A 25,947-nucleotide genomic window follows, 5' to 3' on the forward strand; every position below is an offset into this window, starting at 1 on the left:
CGGTGAGGCCGGCGGTGCCCCGGGGGCGGTACGGCCCCCGGGGCACCGCCGCGTCCGCGTCCGTACGGGTACCCGTAGCGGTACGGGACCCGTGCGGGTACGGGCAGGCGTGCGGACCGGCTACCGGAAGACGCCGGTGTGGCCGAGGGAGTAGCGGCCGGGCTGCGGGTAGACGGCCAGCCCGTGCGGGCCGCCGCCCACCGGGATCCGGGCCAGCTGCTTCCCGGTGGTGGTGTCGATCGCGTACACCTCGCCGTCGTAGCGGCCGGAGAGCCACAGGACCTTGCCGTCGGCGGAGACCCCGCCCATGTCGGGGCTGCCGCCGTCGGGCAGCTCCCACTTCTTCGTCACGCGGTTCTTCGGGAAGTCGAAGACCGAGACCGTGCCCTCGCCGCGGTTGGAGACGTACATCTCCCGGGAGTCCCGGCTGACGTAGAGGCCGTGGCAGCCCTTGCCGGTGGGCAGCAGCTTCGGGGTGGTGAACTTCTCCCCGTCGAGGACCCACATGCCGTGGGCCATCATGTCGGCGATGTAGAAGGTCTTGCCGTCGGGCGAGATCTTCACGTCCTGCGGCATGGACCCCTCGAAGGGGATCTTCTGCTGGCCGACGACTTCCATCTTCTCCGTGTCGACCTTGAGCAGTTCTCCGGAGAACTCGCAGGAGACGATGAAGTACCGCCCGTCCGCCGAGAAATCGGCGTGGTTGACCCCGTAGCAGGTGACCGGGACCGTCTTCCGGCGCTCCATGGTGTGCGGGTCGCGGAAGACGAGCTCGCGGTCCATCGAGGCCATCACGACGGCGTACTTCCCGTTCGGCGTGAAGTACAGGTTGTACGGGTCGTGGACCTCGACGGGCTTTCCGGCCTTGCCGGTGGCCGGGTCGATCGGGGTGAGCGTGTGCCCGCGGTTGTTGTTGACCCAGAGGGTCTTCAGGTCCCAGGAGGGGACCACGTGCTGCGGCTGGACCCCGACCGGGATCGTCTCGACCACCTTGTAGGTCGCGGGGTCGATGACCGAGACCGTGTTGGAGTTGGTGTTGGGCACGTAGACCCGCGAGGGGAAGTCCTTGACCACCGGCGAGAGCAGGCCCGGGCGGTCGGCCGCGTAGACGTCCTTCGGGTCGAGGACGGGCGGCATCCCGGGCAGTCCGGGCGGGGCGGCCGGCACGGCGCGGGCGGGGCGCGGGGCGCCCGGACTGCCGGCGGCGGCCGGGGCCTCGGGCGCGCTGCGGTCGGCGCTCCCGCAGCCGGCCAGGGCGGCGAGGAGCAGTCCGGCGAGGAGGGCGGTGGTCTTGCGGGGCGGGGAGGCGGGGGTCATGGGGTCAGCAGCTCCGTGGTGGTCACCGCGCGCAGTCCGCGGCGCGCGAGGTCGTCGAGGAGGGGCGGCATGGCGGCGACCGTGTCCGCGTAGCCGAAGTGCAGGCTCACCACCGATCCTTCGCGGACGGCCCCGGTGACGTTGCGGATGACGGCCGCGGCGCCGGGCGAGGTGAAGTCGAGGGAGTCCACGTCGTACGACAGGACGTGGGGGTAGCCGGCGCGCTGGGCGAGGGTGCGGACCAGCGGGGTGGCGTAGCGGGCCCGGGAGGGGCGGAACCAGCTGCCGGCGGATCCGGTGAGGGTGCGCAGCCGGCGGGCGCAGCCGGCGATCTCCTCGGCGGCCTCGGCCTCGGGCATGGCGCAGATGTCCAGGTGGCGCTGGGTGTGGTTGCCGAGTTCGTGGCCGCCGTCGAGGATCCGGCGGGCGAGTGCGGGGTGCGCGTCGAGCCAGGTGCCGACGGCGAGGACGGTCAGGCGGGCCCCGGCGCGCTCGGCCTCGGCGAGGACGGCGCGGGCGGTGGCGGGGTCCCCGTTGCCGTGGAAGGTGAGGGCGACGCGGGGGCGGTCGCGGGGGCCGTGGTCGATCTGCAGGGGCTGTCCGGCGAAGGTGCGCGGGGCGGGGGCCGGGGCGCGGGGCGGGGCTGCGGGGCCGGTGGCGGCCGCGGGGGGCGGGGCTGCGGGGCGTACGGGCGTGGTGGCCGGGGCGGCGGGGCGGCCCGGGCCGCAGGCGGCGAGGGCCCCGGTCGCGGCGGCCGCACCGGCGGCGAGAACGGCCCGGCGGTCCGGGTAACAGGGCACCAGCCCATTTAAGGGGTGGATGCTGCTAAAGGTAATGATTGACCCAATTCGGGACTTTCGCCGGAACCGTCCGTTCACCCGCCCGAGGGGCTGGAGGGTGATGATTCACCCGTCTGATTCGATAGTTATTCATCGAAAGAGAGGTTCGTGGCCCATCTCACCTTGACTTTAACGAGAAACTCTTACGATATGCACACTTATGTCCGAGTCGGGACTTTTGGCGAACATGGCGCTCTTCTGCCATAGTCGGAACCACGACTTCCCCGTTGACCCGAGCGAGGTCGTTCACCGCCGAGGACCACACCCCCTTCAGGTCCTCGGCGCACTCACGAAGCCCCCGCACCGCCCCACCACGGCGACAGGGGGCTTCTGCGTTTCCCGGGGCGATACGGCCCGGCGGCGGCCCGGCTCAGTGCCGGTCGGCCACCCGCATCTCGAACCAGGTGATCTTCCCGCGCGGCAGCAGGTCCGCGCCCCAGCGGTCGGAGAGCTTGTCCACCAGGAACAGCCCGCGGCCGCTGATGTCGAGCTCGTGGACGGGCAGCAGGCAGGGCAGCCCGCGCGAGGGGTCGCGCACCTCCACCCGGATCCGGCCCCGGCCGCGGGCCATCTTCAGCCCGAAGGAGCGGGCGCCGGTGTGCCGGACGGCGTTGCCGACGAGTTCGGAGACGAGCAGCACCGCGTGCTCGGCGACCGCGGCGGACAGGCCCCACTGCCGGACGACCACGTACTGCGCCAGCCGGCGCGCGTCCCCCGCCGACTCCGGACGGGACGGCAGTACCGCTCCCGCCTCGGCGGGATTACCGTACAACTCCATTAACTTCAGGCTCAGTTCGTCCCCGCAGGCCGCTGTCGGCCGTGCGGCGGAAGCGCTGCTGCGCTGCCGCGGTTGCTCCACACCCTCCAGGCCCGCCATGCACCCATCATGGAGTGCAGGGATGCCCCGCCGGGCCGTTCCGCGCGAAAACGCCCCTCGGAACGGCTGGTTCCGAGGGGTCGTTTTGTCATATGCCGTAGGCAATCTTCACAGGACAAAAGGGGAGTTGACCTGCGACTACACAGAGCGCGGAGATCGCTACAGCGAGTCGATCTCCATAAGCTCTTAAGGTTTCTTTAAGTCTGCGCTAAGCCACCCGCAGGGGGGATGTCAGACGAACTTCGCCTTGCCGGGGCCCTCCTCGACGAAGCTCCGCATCCCGCGCTCGCGGTCCTCGGTCGCGAACAGCCCCGCGAACCAGTTCCGTTCGATGGCCAGGCCGGTGTCGATGTCCGCCTCCAGGCCCGCGTCCACGCACTCCTTGGCCGCGCGCAGAGCGATGGCCGGGCCCTGGGCCAGCTTCGCGGCCCACGCGTGCGCCTCCTCGTACACCTTCTCCGCCGGGACCACCCGGTCCACCAGGCCGAGGGAGAGGGCCTCGTCCGCCTTGACCATCCGGCCGGTGAAGATGAGGTCCTTGGCCTTCGAGGGGCCGATCAGCCGGGAGAGCCGCTGGGTGCCGCCGGCGCCCGGGATCAGGCCGAGGAGGATCTCGGGCTGGCCCAGCTTGGCGTTCTCCGCGGCGATCCGGAAGTCCGCGCACAGCGCCAGCTCGCAGCCGCCGCCCAGGGCGTAACCCGTGACGGCAGCCACCACGGGCTTGGGGATCCGCGCCACGGCGGTGAAGGCGTCCTGCAGGTCGCGGGACCGGGCGATCATCGCCGCGTGGTCCATGACCTGCATCTCCTTGATGTCCGCGCCGGCCGCGAACACCTTCTCGCCGCCGTAGATCACCACGGCGCGGACGTCGGCACGGGCGGTCGCCTCCGCGGCCAGCTCGCGCAGCCGGTCCTGGGTGGCGATGTCCAGGGCGTTCATGGGCGGGCGGTCCAGGAGGAGGGTGCCGACGCCTTCGGAGACTTCGAGAGAGATGGTCATGCCGGGAAGGTTAGTACCGGTTAACGCCCGCGGGCCCGGTGCTGTCGGTCACAGCTCCGGGCCCGCGGGGGCCGGTCCCGTGTCCGCGTCCTACTCGGTCCACTCCGACCAGGGCATGTTCCAGCCGTTGAGGCCGTTCTCGGGGGCGATCTGCTTGTCCTTCGAGTTCTTCACGACGACCACGTCACCGATGATCGAGTTGTCGAAGAACCAGGCGGCCGGGGTCTTCCCGTCCCAGGCGCCGCGCACGTCGCGCAGGCCGACGCAGCCGTGGCTGACGTTCTGCGAGCCGAACGTGCTCGGGGGCGCCCAGTAGTTGCCGTGGACGAAGGTGCCCGAGGTGGACAGCCGCATGGCGTGCGGGACGTCCTTGATGTCGTACTCCCCGCCGAAGCCGACGGTGGCGCCGTTCATCCGCGTCACCTTGTACTTCTCGCTGATGACCATCTGGCCGTTGTACGTGGTGGTGGCGGGGGCGCCGGCGGTGACGGGGACGTTGCGCAGCACCTTGCCGTCGCGGACCACCTGCATCTGCTTGGTGCTCGCGTCGACCGTGGTGACCTGGGAGCGGCCGATGGTGAAGTTGACCGTGCGGGTCTGCTTCCCGTAGACCCCGGGGCGGCCCTGGACCCCGTCGAGGTTCAGCTTGACGGTGACCTTGGTGCCGGGGGCCCAGTACTTCTCCGGGCGGAAGTCGAGGCGGTCGTTGCCGAACCAGTGGCCCTCGATCGGCACGGACGGCACGGCCGTCACGCTGATGGCCTTCTCCACGGCCGCCGGGTCCGTGATGCCGCGCGTGAAGTTGATGGAGACCGGCATGCCCACGCCGACGGTGGTGCCGTCCTCGGGGGTGTAGTGGCCGATGAAGGTGTTCTTCGGGGTGAGCGTGGTGAACGTGACGTCCTTGGCGGACTCCCGTCCGGCGGAGTCCTTCGCCACGGCGTGCACCTTGTACTCCGTGGCCGCGCCGAGGTGGCGTACGGGCTCCCAACTGCGCCCGTCGGCCGTGAGCGTGCCCTCGACGGCGTTGCCCTTGGTGTCGGCCACGGTGACGGTGGCGAGCTTGCCGTTCGCCGCGGTGATCTTCAGGACCCCGCTGGTGGCGACCTCCTTGGCGCCGTCGGCGGGCGCGACGGTCACGACGGCCTGCGAGGCCTCCGTACCGCCGCCGGCCGCGGGGCCCCTGCCGCCGCTCTTCGCGTCATCGCCGCTGCCGCCGCCCGCCGCGCTGCAGGCGGAGCTGAGCAGCAGGGCGGCGCCGAGCAGGAGGGCGGCCGCCCCGGTACGGGCCCGGCCGCGCCGCGCGCGCGGCGCGGCCGGTATCGGCTGCACGTTCACGTGTTGTTTCTCCCCATGTCCCCCGCGCGCGGACAGTCGCGCGCATGCCGACAGGAAATCACACGGGTGCGTCACGGCGGGCAACGGAGTTGTCACCGTTCCGTCCCAAGTGGGAAGGGGGGGAAGGGGGCGTGGGAGCGCGCCGGGGAAGGGCGGCGGGGCGGCCTCAGTCGTCGGTGCCGGGCTTGGTGCCCCAGGCGTACAGGGCGTCCCCCTCGGTCAGCAGGTTCCACAGGCGCTCGGCGTCGGGGACGGTGAGGTTGACGCAGCCCGCCGAGCCGCCGCTGTCGTAGAGGTCGCCGACCCGGCCGTGCAGGGCCTGCCCGTCGTCGAAGAACTGGGCGTAGGGCATGGGGACGTCGTACAGCGTGGAGTGGTGGTCCCTGCTCCGCCAGTAGACCTCGTGCCAGCCGAGCCGGGTCTCCAGTCCGTCGCGGCCGGTGCGGATGGCGACGGGCGCATACACGATCCGGGCGTCGCGCTGCACCCAGAGCAGCTGCCGGTCGAGGTCGATGCAGGTGACGCGGTGCGGGCGGACGGGGCAGCGCTTGGCGGCGTTCGGGTTCGCCCGGGCGGTGACGGCGACCATCGTGCGGTAGGTCATCAGGTCGGGGTAGCCGTCGGCGGGGGCGATCCCGTGGCGCTTCTGGAAGGCGCGGACCGCGGCGCAGTCGGCGGCCGACTGCCGGCCGTCCACCGGCCGCCCGAGGTGCTCCTCCATCTCCCGCTGGTACGGGCCGGTCTCGGCGGTGCAGGGCGGCTCCGCCGCGGGGGCGGCCGCGGCGGCGGGATCGGCTGCGGCCCGGGCCGGGCCGAGGAGCGCCAGGGCCACCGCGGCGGCGGTGGCGAGCACGGCCGTACGGGCGGACAGCCGCCCGCGCAGGGGGCGGGAGCGCGCCCTGCGCACCGGGGGCGGCGGGGGCGCCGCGGCGGGCGGGTACGGGGGCCGCGGGGGGACGGGCGCCGGGGGTACGGGCGGTACGGGTACGGGCGGCTGGAGCGCGGCGGGCGGGGCGGCGGGCCGGGGCGGGGGCGGCGGGTGCCGGGGCAGCGGCGGGACCGGCGCCGGCCGGGGGCGGCCCGCGGCGGTGGGCGGGTGCCCGCCGGGCGGGGGCGTGCCGGGCTCGTGACGGGGTACCGGCGGGGGCGTCCGCCGGGTGCGCCGTATCGGGGGTGTTGCCATCGGGGCCTCCTCGCGCCCGGGGGCGGGCGCCGTGCCCCCAGCTAACCGAGGGGGCGGCGGCCCGGCGCGCCCGCGTGCGCCGATGCGGTGACGGCGCCACTCCCCCGGACGCACGGACGGCCGCGCCCCCGGTCGGTGACCGGGGGCGCGGCCGGGCCGGGCCGGCCCGGGCCCGCCCGGGGCGGTCCGGGCCGGTTCCGGCCGGGGTCAGCTGCGGGGTCCTGCGTCCCCGCGGCCCTCCCTGCCGTCCTTGTCTCCGCGGCCCTTGCCCTTGCCGCCCTTGCCCTTGCCGTCCTCGCCGCGCTTGTTCTCGATCTGGACGGACACGTTCCCGTTCTCGCCGCCGTTCGCGCCGGGCAGGCGCACCGGGCCGGTCACGGGGTTGTCCGGCAGCTGGTAGCCCTCGGGGACGTCCGTCTCGCGCAGGTAGTACTCACCCGCCGGCAGGTCCTCGAAGACGCACAGGCCGACGCGGTCCGTGGCGCAGCGCGGGCCCATCCGGGTGTCGGTGGACTGGCCGGTGGTCTGGAGCCCGCGGACCCCGTTCGACTCGCGCCACAGCTCGAAGACGGCGCCGCGCAGCGGCCTCTTGGTCTTCTGGTCCTTCTTGTAGACCAGGATGTCGCCGCGGTAGGCGGGGATGCGGGTGTTGACCGCGGTCACGGTCACGCCCTGCTCGCTGTTCTCCGGGGTCAGGACCAGGGGTCCGGCGACGGGCCGGGCCGGCAGGTCGTACCCGTCGGGGGCCGCGGTCTCCTGCCAGTAGTACGTGCCGGGGGGCACGGACGCCGCGCACTGGCCGGTGCCGGTGGTCACGCAGTCGGCGCTGACCACGGTGTCCGGGGCCGCGCCGCCGGTCTGGAGGCCGGCGGTGCCGTTGGTCTCGCGCCACAGGGTGAAGCGGGCGCCCGGCAGCCGGTTGCCCTCCGGGTCGGTCTTGACCACGGTCACCGAGCCGTTGGCCGGGGGCACCACGCTCGCGGTGTTGTCCATGGGCACGGACACGCCGTCGGAGGCGTTCTCCTCGGTCAGGACCAGCGGGCCCGCGACCGGGTTCGCCGGGAGGTCGTAGCCCGCCGGGGCCGCCGTCTCGCGCCAGTAGTACGTACCGGTCTCCACCTCGCGCGAGCAGACCCCGCCCACCGGGGTGGTGCAGTCCGCACCGACCTTGGTGTCCGCGCCGGGGCCGGCGATCTGGAGGCCGGGGGCGCCGTTGGTCTCCTCCCACAGCTCGAACACCGCGCCCGCCAGGGCCTCGCCCGAGGCGGAGTCCCTCTTGCGGACGGAGACCTCGCCGGTGACCGCGGCGGTCGCGGTGTTGTCCAGGGTGACGGTGACGCCCTGGGAGGCGTTCTCCTCGGTCAGCACCAGCGGGCCCGCGACCGGGTTCGCCGGGAGGTCGTAGCCCGCCGGGGCCGCCGTCTCGCGCCAGTAGTACGTACCGGTCTCCACCTCGCGCGAGCACACTCCGCTCGCCGGGGTGGTGCAGTCCGCGCCGACCTTGGTGTCCGGGTCGGCGCCCGCCGTCTGGAGGCCGGAGACGCCGTTGGTCTCCTCCCACAGCTCGAACACCGCGCCGGGCAGGACGGCTCCGGTCTCCGCGTCCTCCTTGCGGACGGACACCTCCCCGGTCACCGGAGGGACGACCGTGCGGGAGTTCGCCATGGGCACGGACACGCCGTCGGAGGCGTTCGCCTCGGTCAGCACCAGCGGGCCCGCGACCGGGTTCGCCGGGAGGTCGTAGCCCGCCGGGGCCGCCGTCTCGCGCCAGTAGTACGTACCGGTCTCCACCTCGCGGGTGCAGACCCCGTCCGCCGGGGTGGTGCAGTCCGCGCCGGACTTGGTGTCCGCGCCGGGGCCGGCGATCTGGAGGCCGGGGGTGCCGTTGGTCTCCTCCCACAGCTCGAAGACCGCGCCGGGCAGGGCCTCGCCGGACTCGGCGTCGGTCTTGCGGACGGACACCTCGCCGGTCACCGGGTTCGGGTCACCGCACTCGGGCAGGTCGCCGGTGAAGGGGTAGGAGTGGAACTCCTGGCCGCCGCCGCCCGTCGCGGAGCTGGTGTGGGTGATGCTGCCGGCCGTGAAGAACCGGCCGTTGACGCCGGGCAGCTGGACGGTGGCCACGGAGGCGGGCTCGGCGATCAGGGTGGAGCCCTGGAACTGTCCGCTGCCGAAGAGGTCGACCTGCTCGGCGTCGGGGAAGTTCCACAGGAGCTTCTCCTTCGGCACGTTCGCGAGCACGCCGGTGGAGATGTTGATCAGCGGGTCGTCGCCGAAGACGTTGACGAGGACGGTGGCCCCGGCCGGGATGCCGTCGAAGCGGATGCTCGTCTGGGCGCCGTTGTTGGCGATGTCGGAGGTGACGTTGAAGACCTGGAGCGGTGCCGTGTTGTCCCCGGTGAACAGGACCTCGTAGCCGAGGTTCTGGACGGTGCCGGTCGGCGTGCGGGGCTGGCCGTCGACCCGGGCGTAGCACTGGCTGGCCGCGGTGAGCTGGGCCCGCAGGTCCGCGTACGGGGCGACGGCGGCGTCGTCCTGGTCCAGGGTGCCGGTGACGGTGCCCGTCAGGGTGCCGGCGTAGCGGACCGTGCCGCCGTCGGCGAGCAGGGACTGGCCCGCGGTGATGCTGACGTCCCCGCCGGTGGTGAGGAAGTCGGAGCCCAGCGGGGGCTGGACCTGGGAGCCGACGCCGACGATGCCGATGTTGTAGACGCTGCCGCCGCGGGTGCGGTTCATGTCGAAGTCGCCGAGGACGACGACGCGGCCCTCGGCCTCGGCTGCGCCCTCGCGGACGAGGAAGTCCCCGCCCGCGTAGACGTTGACCGCGTTGTCGGTGCCCTTGGGCCCGATGTTGCCGGGCTCGTCCCACGTGGCCGGGCACTGGCCCGGTACGCAGGGGCCGAGGCCGCCGGGGAGCGGGGCGGCCGCGGCCCGGACGGCCGGCCGCGGGGTGCCCTTCCCGGCGCTCCCGGCGGCTGCGGCGGCCGCGCCGTGCGCGGCTGCCTGTCCTGCGTACGCCGGGACCGCGGGGGCCGCCGTGGCCAGCACCGCGCCGATCGCGAGGGCGAGGGTGAGCCTCCCCGCCTTCCTTCCTGTCATGACACTCCGTCCGTTACCTGGCCGCATTGCCCTGACAGGCTGCGGGCGCGGACGGCGCGGACGGCGGGGCGACACTCCCCGCTACGGCATTCCGGTCAGACAATCACCCTTACGTGAGCGCCGATCCCGCCGTCCAGTCGGCCCAGCTCAGGTTCCAGCCGCCGAGCCCGTTGTCGGGGGCCACCTGCTTGTCCTCGGAGTTGACCACCTCGATGACGTCGCCGATCAGGGTGCGGTCGAAGAACCAGCCGGCGGGGGTGTCGGAGCCGCCGCCCTTGTCGTCGCGCAGCCCGATGCAGCCGTGGCTGGTGTTGGCGGAGCCGAAGGTCTCGGGGGCGGCCCAGTAGTTGCCGTGGAGGAAGGTCCCGGAGGTGGTCAGCCGCATGGCGTGGGGGACGTCGGGGATGTCGTACTCGCCGCCGAAGCCGACGGTCTGCCCGTTCATGCGGGTGACGTCGAACATCTCGGTGACCACCATCTTGCCGTTGTACGTGGTGGTCTTCGGGGCCCCGGCGCTGATCGGCACGGTGGACAGCAGGCGGCCGTCGCGGCGGACCTCCATGGTGTGCTTGGCGGCGTCGACGGTGGAGACCTGGTGGCGGCCCACGGTGAAGCGCACGGTCTTGCTCTGGATGCCGTACGAGCCGGGGGCGCCCTCCAGGTCGCGCAGCCGCATGTCGACGGTGACCTCGGTGCCGGGCCTCCAGTAGCTGCGGGGCCGGAAGTCGAGGCGGTCGGAGCCGAACCAGTGGCCGACGACCTCGGCGGCGGGCTCGGCGGTCACGGTGATGGCCCGCTCGACGTCGGCGCGGTTCTCGATGGCGCGGTTGAAGCGGAAGGACACGATCATGCCGGTGCCGACCGTGGAGCGGTGCTCGGGCTTGAAGTAGCCGATGAAGCGCTCCCCGGGCACGAAGGTGGTGAAGCTGGTGTGGCGGGCCTGGCGGCGGTTGTGCCCGTCGAGGGCCACCGCGTCCACGGTGTACTTGGCGGCCAGGGCCAGCCGCCCGGCGGAGGGATCGGGGCTCCAGCTGAGCCCGTCGGGGGCGATGGCGCCGGGGACGGGCTCCTCCTGCGCGTCCTCGACCTTGGTGACCACGACCCGCTCCAGCCGGCCCTCGGGGACGGTCACGGTCAGCGGACCCCCGGCCGGCACCCCCTCGGCCCCGTCCTCCGGGGTGATGCGGATGGCCTCCCGGGGCGCCCTGGGCTGGCCGGGCAGCCCCACCTCGACGCCGGGGGCCCCGGATCCGGAGCACCCGGCCAGCCCCGCGGCCAGTGCCGCCCACACCACCGTGGCGGCCAGCAGCCGCCTCTTCACATAGCTCACGCCCGTGCAACGAGTGCGGCCCTCCGGGGGAAACGTGAGTGCGGGCCCGGTTGCGGGCAGAACAGGGGGAAGGACCAGACGGGGGCGGGCTGCGGCCGGGACGCCGCAGCACCACCCCGCCGGTACCGAGAGCCGCGGGAGGCCCGGAGTGTCGAGCGCAGCAGAGCAGGAGGCGGTGGCGGCGGGGAGGAGCGGGCCGGTCGTGCCCGCCGCCCCCGGGACCGCCGCGGAGGTGCGGCGGGTGCGCCCGCTGCCGGGGCCGCCGGTGTGGCCGGGGGCCCCGCACCCGCTGGGGGCCCGGTACCGCCCGGGGCCCGACGGGGTGGCGGGCACGAACTTCGCGCTGTGGGCGGGGGACGGCGCGGAGAAGGTCGAGCTGTGCCTGTTCGACGGGCAGGGCGGGGCGGGCGAGGTGGTCGAGACCCGCTGCACCCTGCCGGAGCTGACGCACGAGATCTGGCACGGCTTCGTGCCGGGGGTGCGGCCGGGGCAGCGGTACGGCTTCCGGGTGCACGGCCGCTGGGACCCGTGGACGGGCGCCCGGTTCAACCCGGCGAAGCTGCTGCTGGACCCGTACGCGCGGGCGGTGGACGGGGAGTTCTCCCTGCCCCCCGAGGTGTACGGGCACGTGCGGGACTGGCCGCAGCAGTACATCGCCGACACCGTGCGCGACGAGCGGGACTCGGCCCCGTACGTGCCGAAGGGGGTGGTCGTCCACGATGACGACGACTGGGCGGACGACGTCCGGCCCAAGACCCCCTGGGCCGATTCGGTGATCTACGAGCTGCACGTGAAGGGCTTCACGATGCGGCACCCGGACATCCCCCCGGAGCTGCGGGGCACGTACGCGGGCCTGGCCCACCCGGCGGCGGTGGAGCACCTGTCCCGGCTCGGGGTGACGGCGGTGGAGCTGCTGCCGGTGCACCAGTTCGCGCACGAGGACCACCTGCTGCGCCGGGGCCTGCGCAACTACTGGGGCTACAACTCGGTCGGCTACTTCGCCCCGCACGCGGGCTACTCCGCCTCCGGCACGGCCGGTCAGCAGGTCGGCGAGTTCAAGCGGATGGTGCGGGCGCTGCACGCGGCGGGCATCGAGGTCATCCTCGACGTGGTCTACAACCACACGGCGGAGGCGGGCGAGCTGGGCCCGACCCTGTCGCTGCGCGGGATCGACAACCGCGGCTACTACCGGCTCCAGTCCGACCAGCGCCGCTACGCGGACTACACCGGCTGCGGCAACACCCTGCACGCGGGCCGCCCGCACGTGCTGCGGCTGATCACCGACTCGCTGCGGTACTGGGTCACGGAGATGGGCGTGGACGGGTTCCGCTTCGACCTGGCGGCGGCCCTGGCCCGCTCCATGCACGACGTGGACATGCTCTCGCCCTTCCTCGCCGTGATCGCCCAGGACCCGGTGCTGCGCCGGGTCAAGCTGATCGCGGAGCCGTGGGACGTGGGCTCCGGCGGCTACCAGGTCGGGGCGTTCCCCCCGCTGTGGACGGAGTGGAACGACCGGTACCGCGACGCCGTACGGGACTTCTGGCGGGGCGCGCTGCCCGACGTGCGCGACCTCGGCTACCGGCTCTCGGGCTCCAGCGACCTGTACGCCTGGGGCGGCCGGCGCCCGTACGCCTCGGTGAACTTCGTGACCGCCCACGACGGGTTCACCCTGCGCGACCTGGTGTCGTACGAGCACAAGCACAACGAGGCCAACGGGGAGGGCAACCGCGACGGCACGCACGACAACCGCGCCTGGAACTGCGGGGCGGAGGGCGAGACCGGCGACGCCCGGATCAACGCCCTGCGCCGCCGGCAGCTGCGCAACCTGCTCACCACCCTGCTGCTGTCCACGGGGGTGCCGATGCTGGTGGCCGGCGACGAGTTCGGCCGGACCCAGGGCGGCAACAACAACGCGTACTGCCAGGACAACGAGACCGGCTGGGTGGACTGGTCCCTTGCCTCGGACCCCGTGTGGAGCCCGCTGCTGGACCTGGTCCGGCGGCTGGTCGCGCTGCGCCGGGACCATCCGGTGCTGCGCCGCCGGGCCTTCTTCTCGGGCCGCGCGCAGGAGGCGGACGGGCTGCGGGACCTGGCCTGGTTCACCCCGGCGGGCGCGGAGATGACCGAGGGCGACTGGTACGCGCCCGCCGGGGCCGTGGGCCTCTTCCTGTCGGGCCGGGACATCCCGGGGCGCGACTCCCGCGGCGGGAAGGTCACGGACGACAGCTTCCTGGCGCTGCTGCACTCCGGGGACCGGCCGCTGTCCTGGCAGCTGCCGGGCCCGCCCTGGGCGCAGGAGTACGAGCTCGTGCTCGACACCTCCCTCGAGGACCAGGCGGCGGCCCCGGGCACGGCGGTGCGGGGCGGGAGCACGCTGTCGGTGCCGGCCCGCTCGGTGCTGCTGCTGCGGGTCAGCGCCTGACGAGGAGGCAGGCGACGGTGACGGAGACGGCCGGGGGCTCGCCGGAGACCTTCCCCGAGCCGTCGGACCGGAAGGAGAAGGCGCCGGTGCGGACGGAGGCGACCCGCTCGTACGCCGGTTTCGTGCCGCGGCGCCAGGAGGCCGGCAGGGCGCGGAAGGGGCCGCCGCAGGTCCGCTCGGTGTAGCGGCCCACGGAGAGGCGGCCGATGTCGGCGCTGCGGCCGAGGGCGAACAGCCGCATGGTGTGCGGGCGGGCGCAGTCCGCGCGCAGGACCCTGGTGCCGTCCCCGAGGCCGGCGGCGGGCAGCACGCAGGTCCCCTTCGGCTGCCGGAAGAGGGGGACGACGGCCCGGTGGGCGTCGGCGGTGCGGCCGGCGGGCGGCGCCTCGGGGGCGGGGACGCCGTAGCCGGTGGTGCGGAAGACGGCGTGGAGGGCGGTGACCCCGGGCAGGGTGCGGCTGCCGGTGGGGCCGGTGAGGCGGTCGAGGGCGAAGCCGAGGTCCAGGTCGGCGGAGGCGAGCCGGCCGCGGGCGTCGAGGACCACGGTGAGCGGTACGGGCTCCGGGCGGGCGGCGCGGCTCGCGGCGGGGGCGGCGAGGTGGGCGGGCAGCAGCCGCAGGGCCGGGTCGGCGGGGACCTGGACGGCGTACTCGCGACCGCCGTCCTCGCGGATGACGGGCTCCCGGGCGGGAACAGCGGTGGCGAGGAGTTCGGCGAGGGTGCCGCCGAGGGGCAGGACCCGGCCCGGGGCGTGCGCGGCGGCGGGCGAGGTGCCCTTCGGGTCGTGGGCGGCGCGGGCGGCCGGGGTCCAGCGCAGCCAGCCGCCGTCGGCGGTGCGGGCGGAGACGTCGGCTCCGTGCACGGCCCAGGCCTGGGGCTGGCCGTACGGGCCCTCGGCGAGCACCCGGGCGGCCTCGACGGGGAAGTCGGAGGGGATCTCGCGGACGGTCTCGGCGCGGGCGGTGCCGGCCCGCAGGTCCGCGGAGCCGGTGGTGAGCAGGCGGGCGGTGCCGGTGCCGGAGGTGTACTCGAGGCCGGAGGTGAAGGCGGCGGTGCCGGCGGCCCGGGTCTGTGCGGCGGCGGCGGTGAACTGCCGGGCCAGCGGCTGCCCGTACACCGCCTCGCCCTGCGCCGTGCCGCCGCTCCCCCAGCAGCCGGCCAGCAGCGGGGCGGCGAGCAGGGCGGCGGCGGCTGCGGCGGCCGCCCGCCCTCCCGGCTGCGGTACGGGCACGGCACGGCTGAACCTGTTCATGTTCCCCCCGTGAACTGCGCGATATTCGCTGGGCAGCGTCAGGAGCGAATCGTATGCTCGCGCCTGATGCCCTCTATAGATGCACCCCACACACAACGCTCCGTCGTCCGGACGCTGCTGCGCCTGTGGCCGTACGTCCGGCCCGTGCGCCACCGCTGGGCGCTCGCCGCCTTCATCGCGATCGTGGCCTCCTGCCTGAGCCTGGTCATCCCCCTGCTGCTGAAGTGGCTGGTGGACGGCCCGGTGGCCGGCGGGGACACGGCCGGGGTCTGGGCCGGGTCCCTGGCGCTGCTGCTCCTCGGGATCGCCGAGGCCCTGCTGTTCGGCTTCCGGCGGTGGCTGGTGGCCCGGCCGCTGGCGCGGGTCGAGGCGGACATGCGGGGCGGCCTGTACGCGCACCTCCAGCGGCTGCCGGTGGCCTTCCACGACAAGTGGGCCTCGGGCCAGCTGCTGTCGCGGGGCACGGCCGACCTGGGGACCGTACGGCTGTTCCTGGTCTTCCCGCTGACCTTCCTGCTGGTCAACATCGTCACGATCACGGCCGGTGCGGTGATCATGCTGCTCCAGGACTGGACGCTCGGGCTGGTCCTGCTGGCCCCGGCGGTGCCGCTGTTCCTGTTCGCGGGGGCCTTCGAGCGCCGGTACGCGGTGGTGTCCCGGCAGGCGCAGGACCAGTCGGGCGATCTGACGACGGTGGTCGAGGAGAGCGTCCTCGGCATCCGGATCATCAAGGGCTTCGGCCGCCACCGCAGCCAGGCGCGGGTCTTCCGCCGGCTGGCCGGGGAGCTGCGGGGCACCGAACTGGCCAAGGCCCGGCAGCTGGCCGGGATCTCGGCCGTGATGACCACCCTGCCGGAGCTGGCGATCGGCACCGCACTGGTGCTGGGCACGGTGCGGGTGGCCGACGGGGACCTGTCGGCGGGCACGCTGGTGGCCTTCCTGTCCACGGCGCTGGCGCTGCGCTGGCCGGTGGACTCGCTGGGCTACCTGCTGGCCATGTGCCAGGAGGCGGCCACGGCCACCGAGCGGTACTTCGAGGTGCTGGACGAGGCCCAGGAGTCGGAGGGGCCCTCGGGGCCCGGCGACGGCGCGCAGCGGGCGGCGGCCGCGGTGCCGCGGCCGCGCCGGGGCGGTTCGGGGGCCGTCGGGGCGGGCTCCGGGGGCGGCGGGCTGCGGTTCGAGGGGGTGCGGTTCCGGTTCCCGGACGCGCCCGCCGACTCCGTGCCCGTGCTCGACGGCGTCGACCTGCACGTGCGGCCCGGCGAGACGATGGCGCTGGTCGGGGCCACGGGCAGCGGGAAGACGGCGCTGACGGCCCTGGTGCCGCGGCTGCACGAGCTGACGGCCGGCCGGATCACGCTGGACGGCGAGGACATCCGGGAGATGCCGCGGGAGCGGCTGCGGACCCTGGTGTCGGTGGCCTTCGAGGAGCCGACGCTGTTCTCGGCGAGCGTGGCGGAGAACGTGGCCATGGGCGGGCCGGAGCTGGAGCGGGCGCTGGCGACCGCGCAGGCCGGGTTCGTGGCCTCGCTGCCCGCGGGGGCCGACACGCAGGTCGGCGAGCAGGGGCTGAGCCTGTCGGGCGGCCAGCGGCAGCGGCTCGCGCTGGCACGGGCGGTGGCGGGCAGTCCGCGGTTCCTGGTCCTGGACGATCCGCTGTCCGCACTGGACGTGCACACGGAGTCCCTGGTGGAGGCGGCGCTGCGGGAGGTGCTGGCGGACACCACGGCCCTCGTGGTGGCGCACCGGCCCTCGACCGTGCTGCTCGCCGACCGGGTGGCGCTGCTGTCCGGCGGCCGGGTCGCGGCCGTGGGCACGCACCAGGAGCTGCTGCGGGACAGCGCGGAGTACGCCTGGCTGATGTCGGGGGCGCAGCCCCCGCCGGAACAGGGCGCACCGGGCGAGCAGGAGGAGCTGACGGAGGGGGGCGCGCGATGAGCGCTGCGGAGACGACGGACACGGGTACGGGTACGGGTACGGCTACGGGCGGCGACTCGGGTACGGACTCGGGCCGGGACGCGCGTACGGGTGCGGACCCGGGTACGGGCGGGGACGCGGCTGCCGCTGCCGCCGGGGACGCCGTGGAGCGGGACGAGCTGGACGCCCCGCCGGGCGAGACCCGCCGCCTGCTGGGCTCCCTGCTGCGCGACCGGCGCCGCGGGGTGGCGCTCGGCGCGCTGCTCCTGCTGGCCCAGCAGGCCACCGCACAGGCCGGTCCGCTGCTGGTCGCGTACGCCATCGACCGCGGGGTGCCGGCCTTCCGGGCCGGGGACGACGGGCCGCTGGTGGTGGTCGGGATCTGCTTCCTCCTGTGCGCCCTGGGCGCGGGCGGCTTCCAGTACGGCTACATCCGGGCGGCGGCCCGGGTGAACCAGGACGTGCTGCTCGACCTGCGCGGGCGGATCTTCCGCCATGCGCAGGCCCTCAGCCTGGACTTCCACGAGCGGTACACCTCGGGGCGGCTGATCTCGCGGTCGACGACGGACGTGGAGTCGCTGCGGGAGCTGCTGAGCGAGGGGCTCCAGGAACTCCTGGGCGTGGTCCTGTCGTTCGTGTTCATCTCGGCGCTGCTGCTCTGGCTGGACCTGGGGCTGGGCGCGGTGGCGGTGCTGTCGTTCGTCCCGCTGTACGTACTGGTGCAGGGGTACCGCCGGCGCTCGGAGCTGATCTTCTCGGCCCGTTCGGACGCGATGGCCTCGGTGATCGTGAAGTTCGCGGAGACGATGAACGGCATCCGGCCGGTACGGGTCTTCCGCCGGGAGCAGCCGAACGACCGGGAGTTCCTGGAGCTGAACCGGCGCCACGAGCGCAGGAACGGCGACGCCCTGATCGAGATGGCCCGGTACGTGGTGGGTTCGCGGCTGATCGCGAACACGGCGGTGGCGGGGATCGTGCTGTGGGGCGCGTACCGGGTGGCCACCGGCTCGCTCGAACTGGGCGTGCTGGCCGCCGCGGTGCTGTACCTGCGGCGGCTGTACGAGCCGATCGACCGGCTGTCGATGTTCCTCAACGCGTACCAGTCGGCGGTGGCCTCGCTCGCGAAGATCGCGGGGCTGCTGGCCCAGCGGCCCTCGGTGCCGGAGCCGCAGGAGCCGCGGGAGCTGCCCGCGAACGGGCGGGAACAGCCCGGCCGCGAGGTGGTGTTCGACGACGTGCGCTTCGCGTACCGCGAGGGCGGGGCCGAGGTGCTGCCGGCCTTCCGGCTCACCCTGCCCGCCGGGCAGACCGTCGCCGTCGTGGGGTCCACGGGGGCGGGGAAGTCCACCCTCGCCAAGCTGCTGGCGCGGTTCTACGACCCTTCGGGCGGCCGGGTGCTGCTGGACGGGGTGGACCTGCGCGAGCTGTCCGTGCCCGAACTGCGGCGCGGGGTGGTGATGGTGACGCAGGAGGCCTTCCTGTTCTCGGGCAGCGTGGCCGAGAACATCGCGCTGGGCCGCCCGGACGCCACGCGCGCCGAGATCGAGGAGGCCGCGAAGGCCATCGGGGCGCACGAGTTCATCACGGCGCTGCCGGACGGGTACGACACGGACGTGCGCAAGCGCGGCGGGCGGATCTCGGCCGGGCAGCGGCAGCTGGTCGCCTTCGCGCGGGCGCTGCTGGCCGATCCGGCCGTGCTGATCCTGGACGAGGCGACCAGTTCGCTGGACATCCCGGGCGAGCAGGCGGTGCAGCGGGCGATGCAGACCGTGCTGCAGGGCCGTACGGCCGTGGTGATCGCGCACCGGCTGTCGACCGTGGAGGTGGCGGACCGGGTCCTGGTCATGGACGCCGGGCGGATCGTGGAGGACGGCAGCCCGGCCGGGCTCATCGCGGGCTCGGGCCGGTTCGCCGACCTGCACCGGGCCTGGCGCGACAGCCTGGTCTGACGGGGCGGCGCGGGCCGGCGGGAGCCTCGGGGGCGGTCTGCGGCGGTTCTCCCGGTTCGCCCGGCCCGTACCGTTCCGTGCGAACCACTCGGGCCGGGGCTGTCGTCCCGTGCTGCGATGATGTGCGCCCAAGCGGGTCGGTTCGCACCCGCGTTCCACTGCATGAGGGGATCTGAGGGCGGATGGGCAGAGTCGGGACCGCGCTGCAGGAGCTGCGCGGGGCGCAGAAGTCGGCGAAGGGCGTATCGCTGTACTCGCGGTTCGTGAACCGGCCCGCGGGCCGGTACCTGGCCGCCGGGTCGTACGTACTGGGCCTCACCCCGAACCAGGTGACGCTGGTCAGCGCCGCCTTCAGTTTCGCCGGGATCGCCGCCGTGGCGCTCGCGGCCCCCTCGTGGGGGCTGGGGCTCGCGGTCTGGGCGGCGCTGGCCGTGGGCTTCGCGTTCGACTCGGCCGACGGGCAGCTGGCCCGGCTGCGCGGCGGGGGCAGCGCGGCCGGCGAGTGGCTGGACCACGTGGTGGACTGCGCGAAGATCACCGCCCTGCACGCCGCCGTGCTGATCGCCTTCTACCGCTTCCCGGAGGAGTACGGCATACCGGGCGCGGGCTGGCTGCTGGTGCCGCTGGCCTTCCAGTTCGCCTCGGTGGTGACCTTCTTCGGCGGGCTGCTGACGGAGAAGCTGAAGCCGAGGCCCGAGCCGGGCGCCCCCGCGGCAGCCCCCTCCACCCTGCGCGCGGTGGCGCTGCTGCCGGTGGACCACGGCGTGTTCTGCCTGGTGTTCCTGCTGCTGGGCGGCGGGGGGCTGTTCCGCTGGGCGTACGCGGTGCTGGGTCTGCTGGCCGCGCTCTTCCTGGCGGCCTTCCTCGCGAAGTGGTTCCGGGAGGTCAGCGCCGTTCGGCGGTGAGCTGCTCGGGGAGGGTCCGGTCCACCGGCTGCGCGAGGGCGTCGAGCGCCCGGCGCAGCTGGGTGCTGGAGGTGTGGACCGTGTACGGGAAGTAGACGACGTCCACACCGACGGTGGCGAAGTCGGCCTCGAGCTTGTCGCCCTTGGGCGTGTCCCGCCAGTCGTCGCCCTTGAAGATCACGTCGAAGCGGACCTGCTTCCAGGTCTCCAGCTTGTCGGGAACCGTCTCGACGAAGGCGGCGTCCACGTACTGGACGCTGCGGACGATCTCCAGGCGCTCCACGAGCGGGATCATCGGCCGCCGCCCCTTGGCGAGTTCGGCCATTTCGTCCGAAACCACCCCGGCTACCAGGTAGTCGCACTGGCTGCGGGCATGGCGGAGGATATTGAGGTGTCCGATATGGAACAGATCGTAGGCACCCGGCGCATAGCCGATCCGGTACGGCTTGCGCGCGGGCGTGTTGTGCTCGGACATGTCTCGCTCCGTCATCGGTACCCCCCACAGACCGCACTCCCCAGTGCGGCGGATTATCAGACGATAGCGTGCACGTTCCGTGGTGCGCGGGTGAACGATTAGGGTGTCCCCCGCACCAAGCTGGGGGAGAAGGGGACGCTCAGTGTCCATATCCGGTCATCGAAGACTGCTGCTCGTTTCGACCAACTACGCTCCCGAGCATGCAGGGATCGGGCCCTACGCGACCCAGATCGCCGAGCACTGGGCGGCTCTCGGCCACGACACCCACGTACTCGCGGGCATGCCGCACTACCCCTCCTGGTCCCTCGAACCGGAGTACAAGGGGGCGCTCCGGCGCACAGAGCGGCGCGCGGGGGTCACCGTGCACCGGCGCGCGCACACCGTGCCCACCCGCCAGACCGCCGTCAAGCGCGCCCTCTTCGAGGGCTCGATCCTGGCGCACGGGGCCGCGGCCCCGCCCCGGATGCCGAAGCCGGACCTCGTGATGGCGCAGATGCCCAGCCTGGCCGGCGGGGTGCTGGCGGCCCGGCTCGCCGCCCGCTGGAAGGTGCCCTTCGTCCCGGTGGTCCAGGACCTCATGGGCGCGGCGGCCGCGCAGAGCGGGATCAGCGGCGGCGACAAGGCCGCGGCGCTGGCCGGCCGGGCGGAGGCCTACGCGCTCAAGCGGGCCGCGCTGGTCGGCGTGATCCACGAGACCTTCGTGGACCGCGTGGTGGCCATGGGCGTGGACCCGGCGCGGATCCGGCTCGTCCCGAACTGGTCCCACGTGCCCGGCCCGTCCCAGCCGCGGGGTGAGACCCGTCACCACCTGGGCTGGGCCCCGGACCAGACCGTGGTCCTGCACTCCGGGAACATGGGCCTCAAGCAGGGGCTCGAAGTCCTGGTCGGCGCCGCGCGCCTGGACCCGGACGTCCGCTTTGTCCTGATGGGCGACGGCAGTCAGCGGTCCGCTCTGGCGGACTTGTCCGCGGACGTACCGAATCTGGACATCATCCCCCCTGCCGCCGACGGGCAGTTCCCGGATATCCTCGCGGCGGCGGACGTACTCGCCGTCACCCAGCACGCGGCCGTCCTCGACATGAGCGTCCCCTCCAAGCTGACCTCCTACTTCGCGTCCGGCCGTCCCGTCGTCGCCTCCGTGGCGTTCGAGGGCGGCACCGCGCAGGAGGTCGAGCGGTCCGGCGCCGGGGTGCTCGTACCGCCGGAGGACCCGCACGCCCTGCTCAAGGCCGTACGGGCCCTGGCCGAGGACCCGCAGGCAGCGGACGAGCTGGGTGCGGCCGGCCCCCGCCACGTCGCGGCCCACCTGAGCCGTGACGCGGGACTGGCCCGCATCGACGCACTCGTAGACGAAGCACTTGGGGGTCCCCGGCAGTGACGGAGACGAACCGCACCGCGGTGACCGCGGGCGAAGACGAGCCGGACCTCCTCAGGGACCAGTTCCGGCAGCTGCTGCGCTACCGGCGGCTGATCGCCGGCGGCATCGGCGTGGGCCTGCTGGGCGGCGCCTGGCTGGGGATCAGCACGGCGGACACGTACGTGGCGAGCGCGGACGTGGTCCTGCGCACACCCACCGACGACCCCTTCAACCCGAGCATCTCGCTCGACAAGGCGATCAACGTCGGTTCAGAGCGCCAGACGGCGCTCAGCAACTCGGTGGCCAAGGAGGCGGCGGAGAAGCTCGGCCTGCCCGACTCCGCGGTCGCCGCACTGCGCAGCGGCCTCCAGGTCACCAACCCGCCGCAGAGCCTCGTGCTCCGCTTCACGTACACCTCGGACTCCCCGCAGGCCGCCGCCAAGCGGGCCAACGCCCTGACGACGGCGTACCTGGCCAAGCGCCAGGAGTCCATCGAGAACATCCGCGACAAAATGGTCAAGGGCTACAAAGACCAGCGCGACCCCATCGCCAAGCGCCACGACGAGCTGGTCAAGGAGATATCCGGGCTGCCCGACGGCCCCGCCCGCGACTCCGCGTACGCCACCAAGAGCGACATGCTCAGCCGGATCAGCACCCTCCAGGGCAGCATCGCCAAGCTCGAAGCCCTCGACATGAGCCCCGGCCGGGTCACCAGCACGGCGACCCCGCCGACCTCCACGGACGGCCCCGGCCTCCCCATGTCCCTGGCCCTCGGCGCGGCCGTCGGCCTCGCGCTCGGGCTGCTCGCCGCCTGGGTGCGCCTGGTCTTCGACCCGGCCCCGCGCTCCGACGGCGACGTGGCCCGCGCCCTGCGGGCCCCCGTGCTCGGCACCCTGCCGCGCGACCGGACCGGCGGCGGGCCGCTGCTCGCCGCGGGCGAGGCGGATCCGCGGCTCGCGGAGGAGTACCGGTCGGTGGCCTTCCGCCTCGCCTACGACGCCCGGTTCGCGGACCGGCGCCGGCTGCTCGTGGTGGCCCCGCGCGGCAGCAGCGAGACCGCGGCCGCCGCCGCGGTGAACCTCGCCGCCTCCTTCGCCGAGACCGGCAAGGACGTGCTCCTGATCGAGGCGGACCTGCGCACCCCCGTACTGGCCAGCCAGCTGCGTACCGACACCGGTGCCCGGCCCCGCTGGAGCCAGTCGGCGGGCGGCGCCGACGCGGAGTGGCCCGACGGCCGTCAGCTCGTGGTGGACGCCGGGGAGTCGGGTTCCTTCGGCCTGATCCCGGGCGAGCGGGTGCGCAACGTGCCCCGGTCGCTGACCTCGCAGCGGGCCAGCGGCCTGATCTCCGAGGCCGACTCCCCCAACGCCACCGTGGTCGTGCTCGCCCCGCCCGTGCTCTCCTACGCCGATGCGCTCGCCCTCGTCGACCGCGTGGACGGGGTCCTCGTGGTCTGCGACCCGCGGGCCGTGCACCGCACCGACCTGGTCCGCATCCGCGAGCTGATCAGCGGCGCGGGCGGCACCGTCCTCGGCGCCGTCCTGCACGGGGGCCAGCCCAAGGAGGGCCGCGGCCGCAAGGGCGGCAAGGGCAAGAAGCTCCGCCGGGGCAGCGCTCCCGCAGCCCCCGCCGCCCCCGCGCCCGCCCCCGCCCCGCAGCCCCGGCCGCAGCCCGAGCCGCGGATGCCCGACCCGGACCAGCACATCCCGGGCGACGGCAGCGACACGGTGGCCCTGCGGACCGTACGCACCGGACAGCGGTGACGGACTCCCCCTCCGGGGCCCGGATCCCCGGGCCCCGGGCCGAGCCGCCGCGCGCCCTGCCCCGCGAACCGCGGCGCGCGGTGGCCCTGCTGGCCTCCGTCGGCGACCAGGCGGCCTCCAGCCTGACCAACATCCTCGTGCTCGTGCTCGCCGCGCGGCTGTCGTCCGCGGACGGGTTCGCGGCCTTCTCCATGGTGTACGTGGCCTTCAGCGTGCTCCTCGGCCTGGGCATGGCCTACGTCGGCCAGACGGTCGTCCTCGAACGGGACGGCGCCGTCGGTCCGGCCTGCCGCTCGGCCGTCTCCTTCACCGCCCTCGCCTCCACCGCGGCCGGCACCCTGCTGCTCCTGGCCGGGCTCGCCGTCCCCGGGGACGCCGGCCGGGCCCTCCTCGCGCTGGGCGCGGTACTGCCGCTGGTCCTCCTCCAGGACGGGCTGCGGTACTGCTTCTCCGCCGTGCGCCAGCCCCACCGGGCCTTCCTCGCCGACTTCCTGCGGCTCGGCTGCGTGGTCGGCGCCCTGTCCGGCCAGCCCCAGGGGTCCTCCCCCGCCCGGCTGGTCCTGGTCTGGGGCCTGTCGGCGCTGCCCGCCCTGCTGCTGGGGCTGGGCCTGCTGCGGCCCTTCCTGGCCGGGCACCGCAGCGACCTGCGGCGCTTCCTGCGCCGCGACCACCTGGGGCGGCGCTTCGCGGTGGAGTTCGCCGTGGGCAACGGCTCCAGCCAGCTCGCCGTCCTCGGCCTCGGGCTCTTCGCGACCCCGCTCGCCGTCGGCGCCCTGCGCGGCGCCAGCACCCTCTTCGGGCCGCTGAACGTCCTGTTCAACTCCGCGAACGCCTTCGGCCCGCCGTTCCTCGGCAGGCTGGGCGGCAAGCGCCGGGTGGTCCGCGCCACCGGCGCGCTGGGGCTGGTCCTGGCCGCGGTCGGCGCGGGCTGGGCTGCTGCCCTGTACACCCTGCCCGCCGGCCTCGGCCGCGAGCTGCTCGGCGACACCTGGGCCTCCGCCGCCGCCCTGCTGCCCGCGACCGGGGCGCAGTACGCGGCCATGGGCCTGGGCACCTGCGCCCTGCTCACCCTGCGCGTCCTCGCGCCGAAGGCCACCCTGTCCGTACAGGTGGTCTTCTCCCTGGTCTCGGTGGCCCTGCTGCTGGCCGGCTACGCCCTCGCGGGCGCCGCGGGCGCCGCCTGGGGCCTGGCCGCGGGCTCCGCCCTCAAGGCGCTGGCCGCCTGGACCCGCGTGGCCCGGCTGCGCGTGCCCGCGGGCCCGGCGGAGCCGGACGGGGGCTCAGCGGAGCATCTGGCGGCGGTCCGTGCGGTAGGTGGCGACGAGGGCCAGGCAGATCATCGCGATCGCCACCCGGCCTGAGGCCTGGAGCAGCGGGCCGCGCAGCAGGATGAAGGAGTAGCCCGCCACCAGCGGGACCACCACCGAGATCAGGCTGCCCGGCGGTGAGCGCCGGGTGGCGCGCTTGGCGTAGCGGCGGTCCACCCGGGCCGCCGCGTAGCCGAGCCCGAGCAGCCCGCCGGACATGCCGACCGGGCCGAAGTCGATCCACAGCTCCGCCCAGATCGGGGAGGAGAGGTTGGTGTTGACAGTGCCCATCCACTGGCCGACCATCACGCCGGTGTCGCGGGGCTTGGAGGACCAGACCGAGCGGGGTACGGCGAAGAACACCGACCCGGCGAGCTGGCGCCCGTAGAAGTGGCCGGGGCCGGACTCGACGAAGGTGATGGTGTTGGCGAACATGCCGACCTGGTCGTAGTCCTTGAGGGCCATCGGCTCCAGGACGGACGTGGTCTCGACCGGCTTGTAGTTCTTCTCGTCGTACCGGAAGCGGTCCGCGAAGGGGAAGATCACCAGGGCCACGATCACGCCCATGGACAGGGCGACCCGGTACATCGCCGCGCTCACCGGGAAGACGGTGAAGAGCAGGGCGAACATGACCGTGAGGAACCAGTAGCGCGGGTTCGAGATCGGGTTGTTGACCACCAGGTTGAGCGCGGCGAGCGCGGCCCAGGTGGCGATCACCGAGGGGGTGCGGCGGGCCCGGGTGGAGGTGACCATCCAGCGGGTGTAGATCAGCAGGGCCAGCAGGGCGGGTACGGTGCCGAACCCGCGCAGGAAGGCCTGCCCGGCCTGGCCGTCGTCGGCCGAGACGCCCGCCTCCGCGATGCCGGCGATGATCTCCTGGCGGCTGCTGAAGAAGACCGCGGGCCCGCCCAGCTTCATCACGAAGACGGCGCTGCACAGGAAAGCGAACACGGTGAGCAGCTGGAGCCGGCGCTTGTGCACCATCACCGGTCGGACCTCCGCCGGGCCGCTGCGGGTGCGCCGCACCGGCCGGTGGCGGGCGAGCAGGGCGCCCACGTCGAAGCAGATGCAGCCGAGCAGGATCAGCGCGATGGCCTGGGTGAGGTCGGTGCGCGGGCCGACCACGGGGGTCGGGACCTGCCCGAGGACCGCCTGGGCGAGCGGGGCCACGCCGAGGGCCATGTACACGAACAGCCAGAAGGAGCCCTGGAGGAGCTTGCGGCGGCTGGTGAGGACCATCGCCGAGAGCCGGGCGCCGGCGTACATGGTGAGGGCGAGCTGGAGGTAGAAGGCGCCGTCCTTGGCTCCGCCGCCGGTCTGTACGGCGACCATCAGCGGCAGGAAGACGGTGAAGCCGAGGGCCAGGGGGACGGACAGGGCGCGCGAGAGCAGGGTCCGCGGGGTGGTGACCCGCCCCCACTGGAGCGCGGGGTCGGCCGCGGGCCCGGCGGCGGCTGCGGAAGTCCCGGGGCCCGGTGCGGGCGCGGGTCCGGCCGCCGGCGTGTGTGTGTCCGTTGCCACCGTGCTCCCGCCCCGTGCCTTGAGTTCCGCCGCAGTCTAGTGCGCCGTAAACCGATAATGTGAGCGGTCGGCGCCCGGGGCGGTGCCAGTGGGGGTA

The 25,947-nt window shown here is 74.1% G+C and carries 18 protein-coding genes; 7 read left to right on the forward strand and 11 right to left on the reverse strand.

All coding sequences use genetic code 11. From position 1 onward, the window contains the following. Positions 1-120: 120 nt before the first annotated feature. The 8 genes from ACZ7JZ_RS24715 to ACZ7JZ_RS24750 all read right to left on the reverse strand — a co-directional run bounded on the left by ACZ7JZ_RS24715 (position 121) and on the right by ACZ7JZ_RS24750 (position 10,982). Positions 121-1,317 carry a YncE family protein gene (locus ACZ7JZ_RS24715; RefSeq protein ID WP_470942925.1) on the reverse strand — a complete coding sequence of 399 codons (1,197 nt, stop codon included), beginning with the start codon at positions 1,315-1,317 and terminating at the stop codon, positions 121-123. Further along, positions 1,314-2,117, reverse strand: a complete 804-nt coding sequence (locus ACZ7JZ_RS24720) for a polysaccharide deacetylase family protein (RefSeq protein WP_470942926.1) — start codon at positions 2,115-2,117, stop codon at positions 1,314-1,316. Before ACZ7JZ_RS24720 ends, ACZ7JZ_RS24715 begins: the two co-directional genes overlap by 4 nt. Before the next feature lie 409 nt (positions 2,118-2,526). Beyond that, positions 2,527-3,033, reverse strand: coding sequence for an ATP-binding protein (locus ACZ7JZ_RS24725; RefSeq protein ID WP_470942927.1), 507 nt, complete (start codon positions 3,031-3,033; stop codon positions 2,527-2,529). Between the two features lie 231 nt (positions 3,034-3,264). Beyond that, a complete protein-coding gene (locus ACZ7JZ_RS24730; RefSeq protein WP_470942929.1) occupies positions 3,265-4,032 on the reverse strand; it encodes an enoyl-CoA hydratase/isomerase family protein in 768 nt (255 codons plus the stop codon). Between the two features lie 90 nt (positions 4,033-4,122). Then, a complete protein-coding gene (locus tag ACZ7JZ_RS24735; protein ID WP_470942931.1) occupies positions 4,123-5,370 on the reverse strand; it encodes a L,D-transpeptidase in 1,248 nt (415 codons plus the stop codon). Positions 5,371-5,536: 166 nt separating this feature from the next. Further along, positions 5,537-6,241, reverse strand: coding sequence for a L,D-transpeptidase family protein (locus ACZ7JZ_RS24740; RefSeq protein WP_470942976.1), 705 nt, complete (start codon positions 6,239-6,241; stop codon positions 5,537-5,539). Positions 6,242-6,760: 519 nt separating this feature from the next. Further along, on the reverse strand, positions 6,761-9,652 hold the full coding sequence (locus ACZ7JZ_RS24745) for a SpaA isopeptide-forming pilin-related protein (RefSeq protein WP_470942932.1): 2,892 nt from the start codon (positions 9,650-9,652) through the stop codon (positions 6,761-6,763). 109 nt (positions 9,653-9,761) lie between these two features. Then, on the reverse strand, positions 9,762-10,982 hold the full coding sequence (locus ACZ7JZ_RS24750; RefSeq protein ID WP_470942933.1) for a L,D-transpeptidase: 1,221 nt from the start codon (positions 10,980-10,982) through the stop codon (positions 9,762-9,764). 148 nt (positions 10,983-11,130) lie between these two features. Between ACZ7JZ_RS24750 and glgX the strand changes: the two genes are divergently transcribed. Further along, positions 11,131-13,404, forward strand: a complete 2,274-nt coding sequence (glgX, locus tag ACZ7JZ_RS24755; protein WP_470942935.1) for a glycogen debranching protein GlgX — start codon at positions 11,131-11,133, stop codon at positions 13,402-13,404. On the opposite strand, the gene ACZ7JZ_RS24760 is transcribed toward glgX, so the two are convergent. After that, a complete protein-coding gene (locus tag ACZ7JZ_RS24760; RefSeq protein WP_470942937.1) occupies positions 13,394-14,656 on the reverse strand; it encodes a hypothetical protein in 1,263 nt (420 codons plus the stop codon). The two genes, glgX and ACZ7JZ_RS24760, sit on opposite strands and share 11 nt — an antisense overlap. Before the next feature lie 66 nt (positions 14,657-14,722). Between ACZ7JZ_RS24760 and ACZ7JZ_RS24765 the strand changes: the two genes are divergently transcribed. The 3 genes from ACZ7JZ_RS24765 (at position 14,723) to ACZ7JZ_RS24775 (ending at position 19,427) form a co-directional block, all read left to right on the forward strand. Next, complete coding sequence (locus ACZ7JZ_RS24765; protein ID WP_470942938.1) at positions 14,723-16,594, forward strand: ABC transporter ATP-binding protein; 1,872 nt, start codon at positions 14,723-14,725, stop codon at positions 16,592-16,594. Further along, positions 16,591-18,522 carry an ABC transporter ATP-binding protein gene (locus tag ACZ7JZ_RS24770; protein ID WP_470942940.1) on the forward strand — a complete coding sequence of 644 codons (1,932 nt, stop codon included), beginning with the start codon at positions 16,591-16,593 and terminating at the stop codon, positions 18,520-18,522. Before ACZ7JZ_RS24765 ends, ACZ7JZ_RS24770 begins: the two co-directional genes overlap by 4 nt. Positions 18,523-18,704: 182 nt before the next feature. After that, on the forward strand, positions 18,705-19,427 hold the full coding sequence (locus ACZ7JZ_RS24775) for a CDP-alcohol phosphatidyltransferase family protein (protein ID WP_470942942.1): 723 nt from the start codon (positions 18,705-18,707) through the stop codon (positions 19,425-19,427). Here the strand turns inward: ACZ7JZ_RS24775 and ACZ7JZ_RS24780 are convergent. Further along, on the reverse strand, positions 19,408-19,902 hold the full coding sequence (locus ACZ7JZ_RS24780; protein ID WP_470942943.1) for an FAD synthase family protein: 495 nt from the start codon (positions 19,900-19,902) through the stop codon (positions 19,408-19,410). The two genes, ACZ7JZ_RS24775 and ACZ7JZ_RS24780, sit on opposite strands and share 20 nt — an antisense overlap. 142 nt (positions 19,903-20,044) lie before the next feature. Between ACZ7JZ_RS24780 and ACZ7JZ_RS24785 the strand changes: the two genes are divergently transcribed. Genes ACZ7JZ_RS24785 through ACZ7JZ_RS24795 form a run of 3 tightly spaced genes read left to right on the forward strand, consistent with a single transcriptional unit; the run spans position 20,045 to position 24,383 of the window. Beyond that, positions 20,045-21,280 (forward strand): glycosyltransferase, encoded by a 1,236-nt coding sequence (locus tag ACZ7JZ_RS24785; protein WP_470942945.1) that lies wholly within the window; start codon positions 20,045-20,047, stop codon positions 21,278-21,280. After that, entirely contained in the window at positions 21,277-23,022 is a 1,746-nt protein-coding gene (locus tag ACZ7JZ_RS24790) for a lipopolysaccharide biosynthesis protein (protein WP_470942946.1), read from the forward strand. Before ACZ7JZ_RS24785 ends, ACZ7JZ_RS24790 begins: the two co-directional genes overlap by 4 nt. After that, positions 23,019-24,383 carry an MATE family efflux transporter gene (locus tag ACZ7JZ_RS24795; RefSeq protein ID WP_470942948.1) on the forward strand — a complete coding sequence of 455 codons (1,365 nt, stop codon included), beginning with the start codon at positions 23,019-23,021 and terminating at the stop codon, positions 24,381-24,383. The genes ACZ7JZ_RS24790 and ACZ7JZ_RS24795 overlap by 4 nt, the downstream gene beginning before the upstream one ends. Here ACZ7JZ_RS24795 and ACZ7JZ_RS24800 read toward each other — a convergent pair. Beyond that, complete coding sequence (locus ACZ7JZ_RS24800) at positions 24,303-25,850, reverse strand: hypothetical protein (protein ID WP_470942950.1); 1,548 nt, start codon at positions 25,848-25,850, stop codon at positions 24,303-24,305. The genes ACZ7JZ_RS24795 and ACZ7JZ_RS24800 overlap by 81 nt on opposite strands. Between the last annotated feature and the right edge of the window lie 97 nt (positions 25,851-25,947).

The organism is Streptomyces sp. NPDC038213 (genome assembly GCF_055600495.1).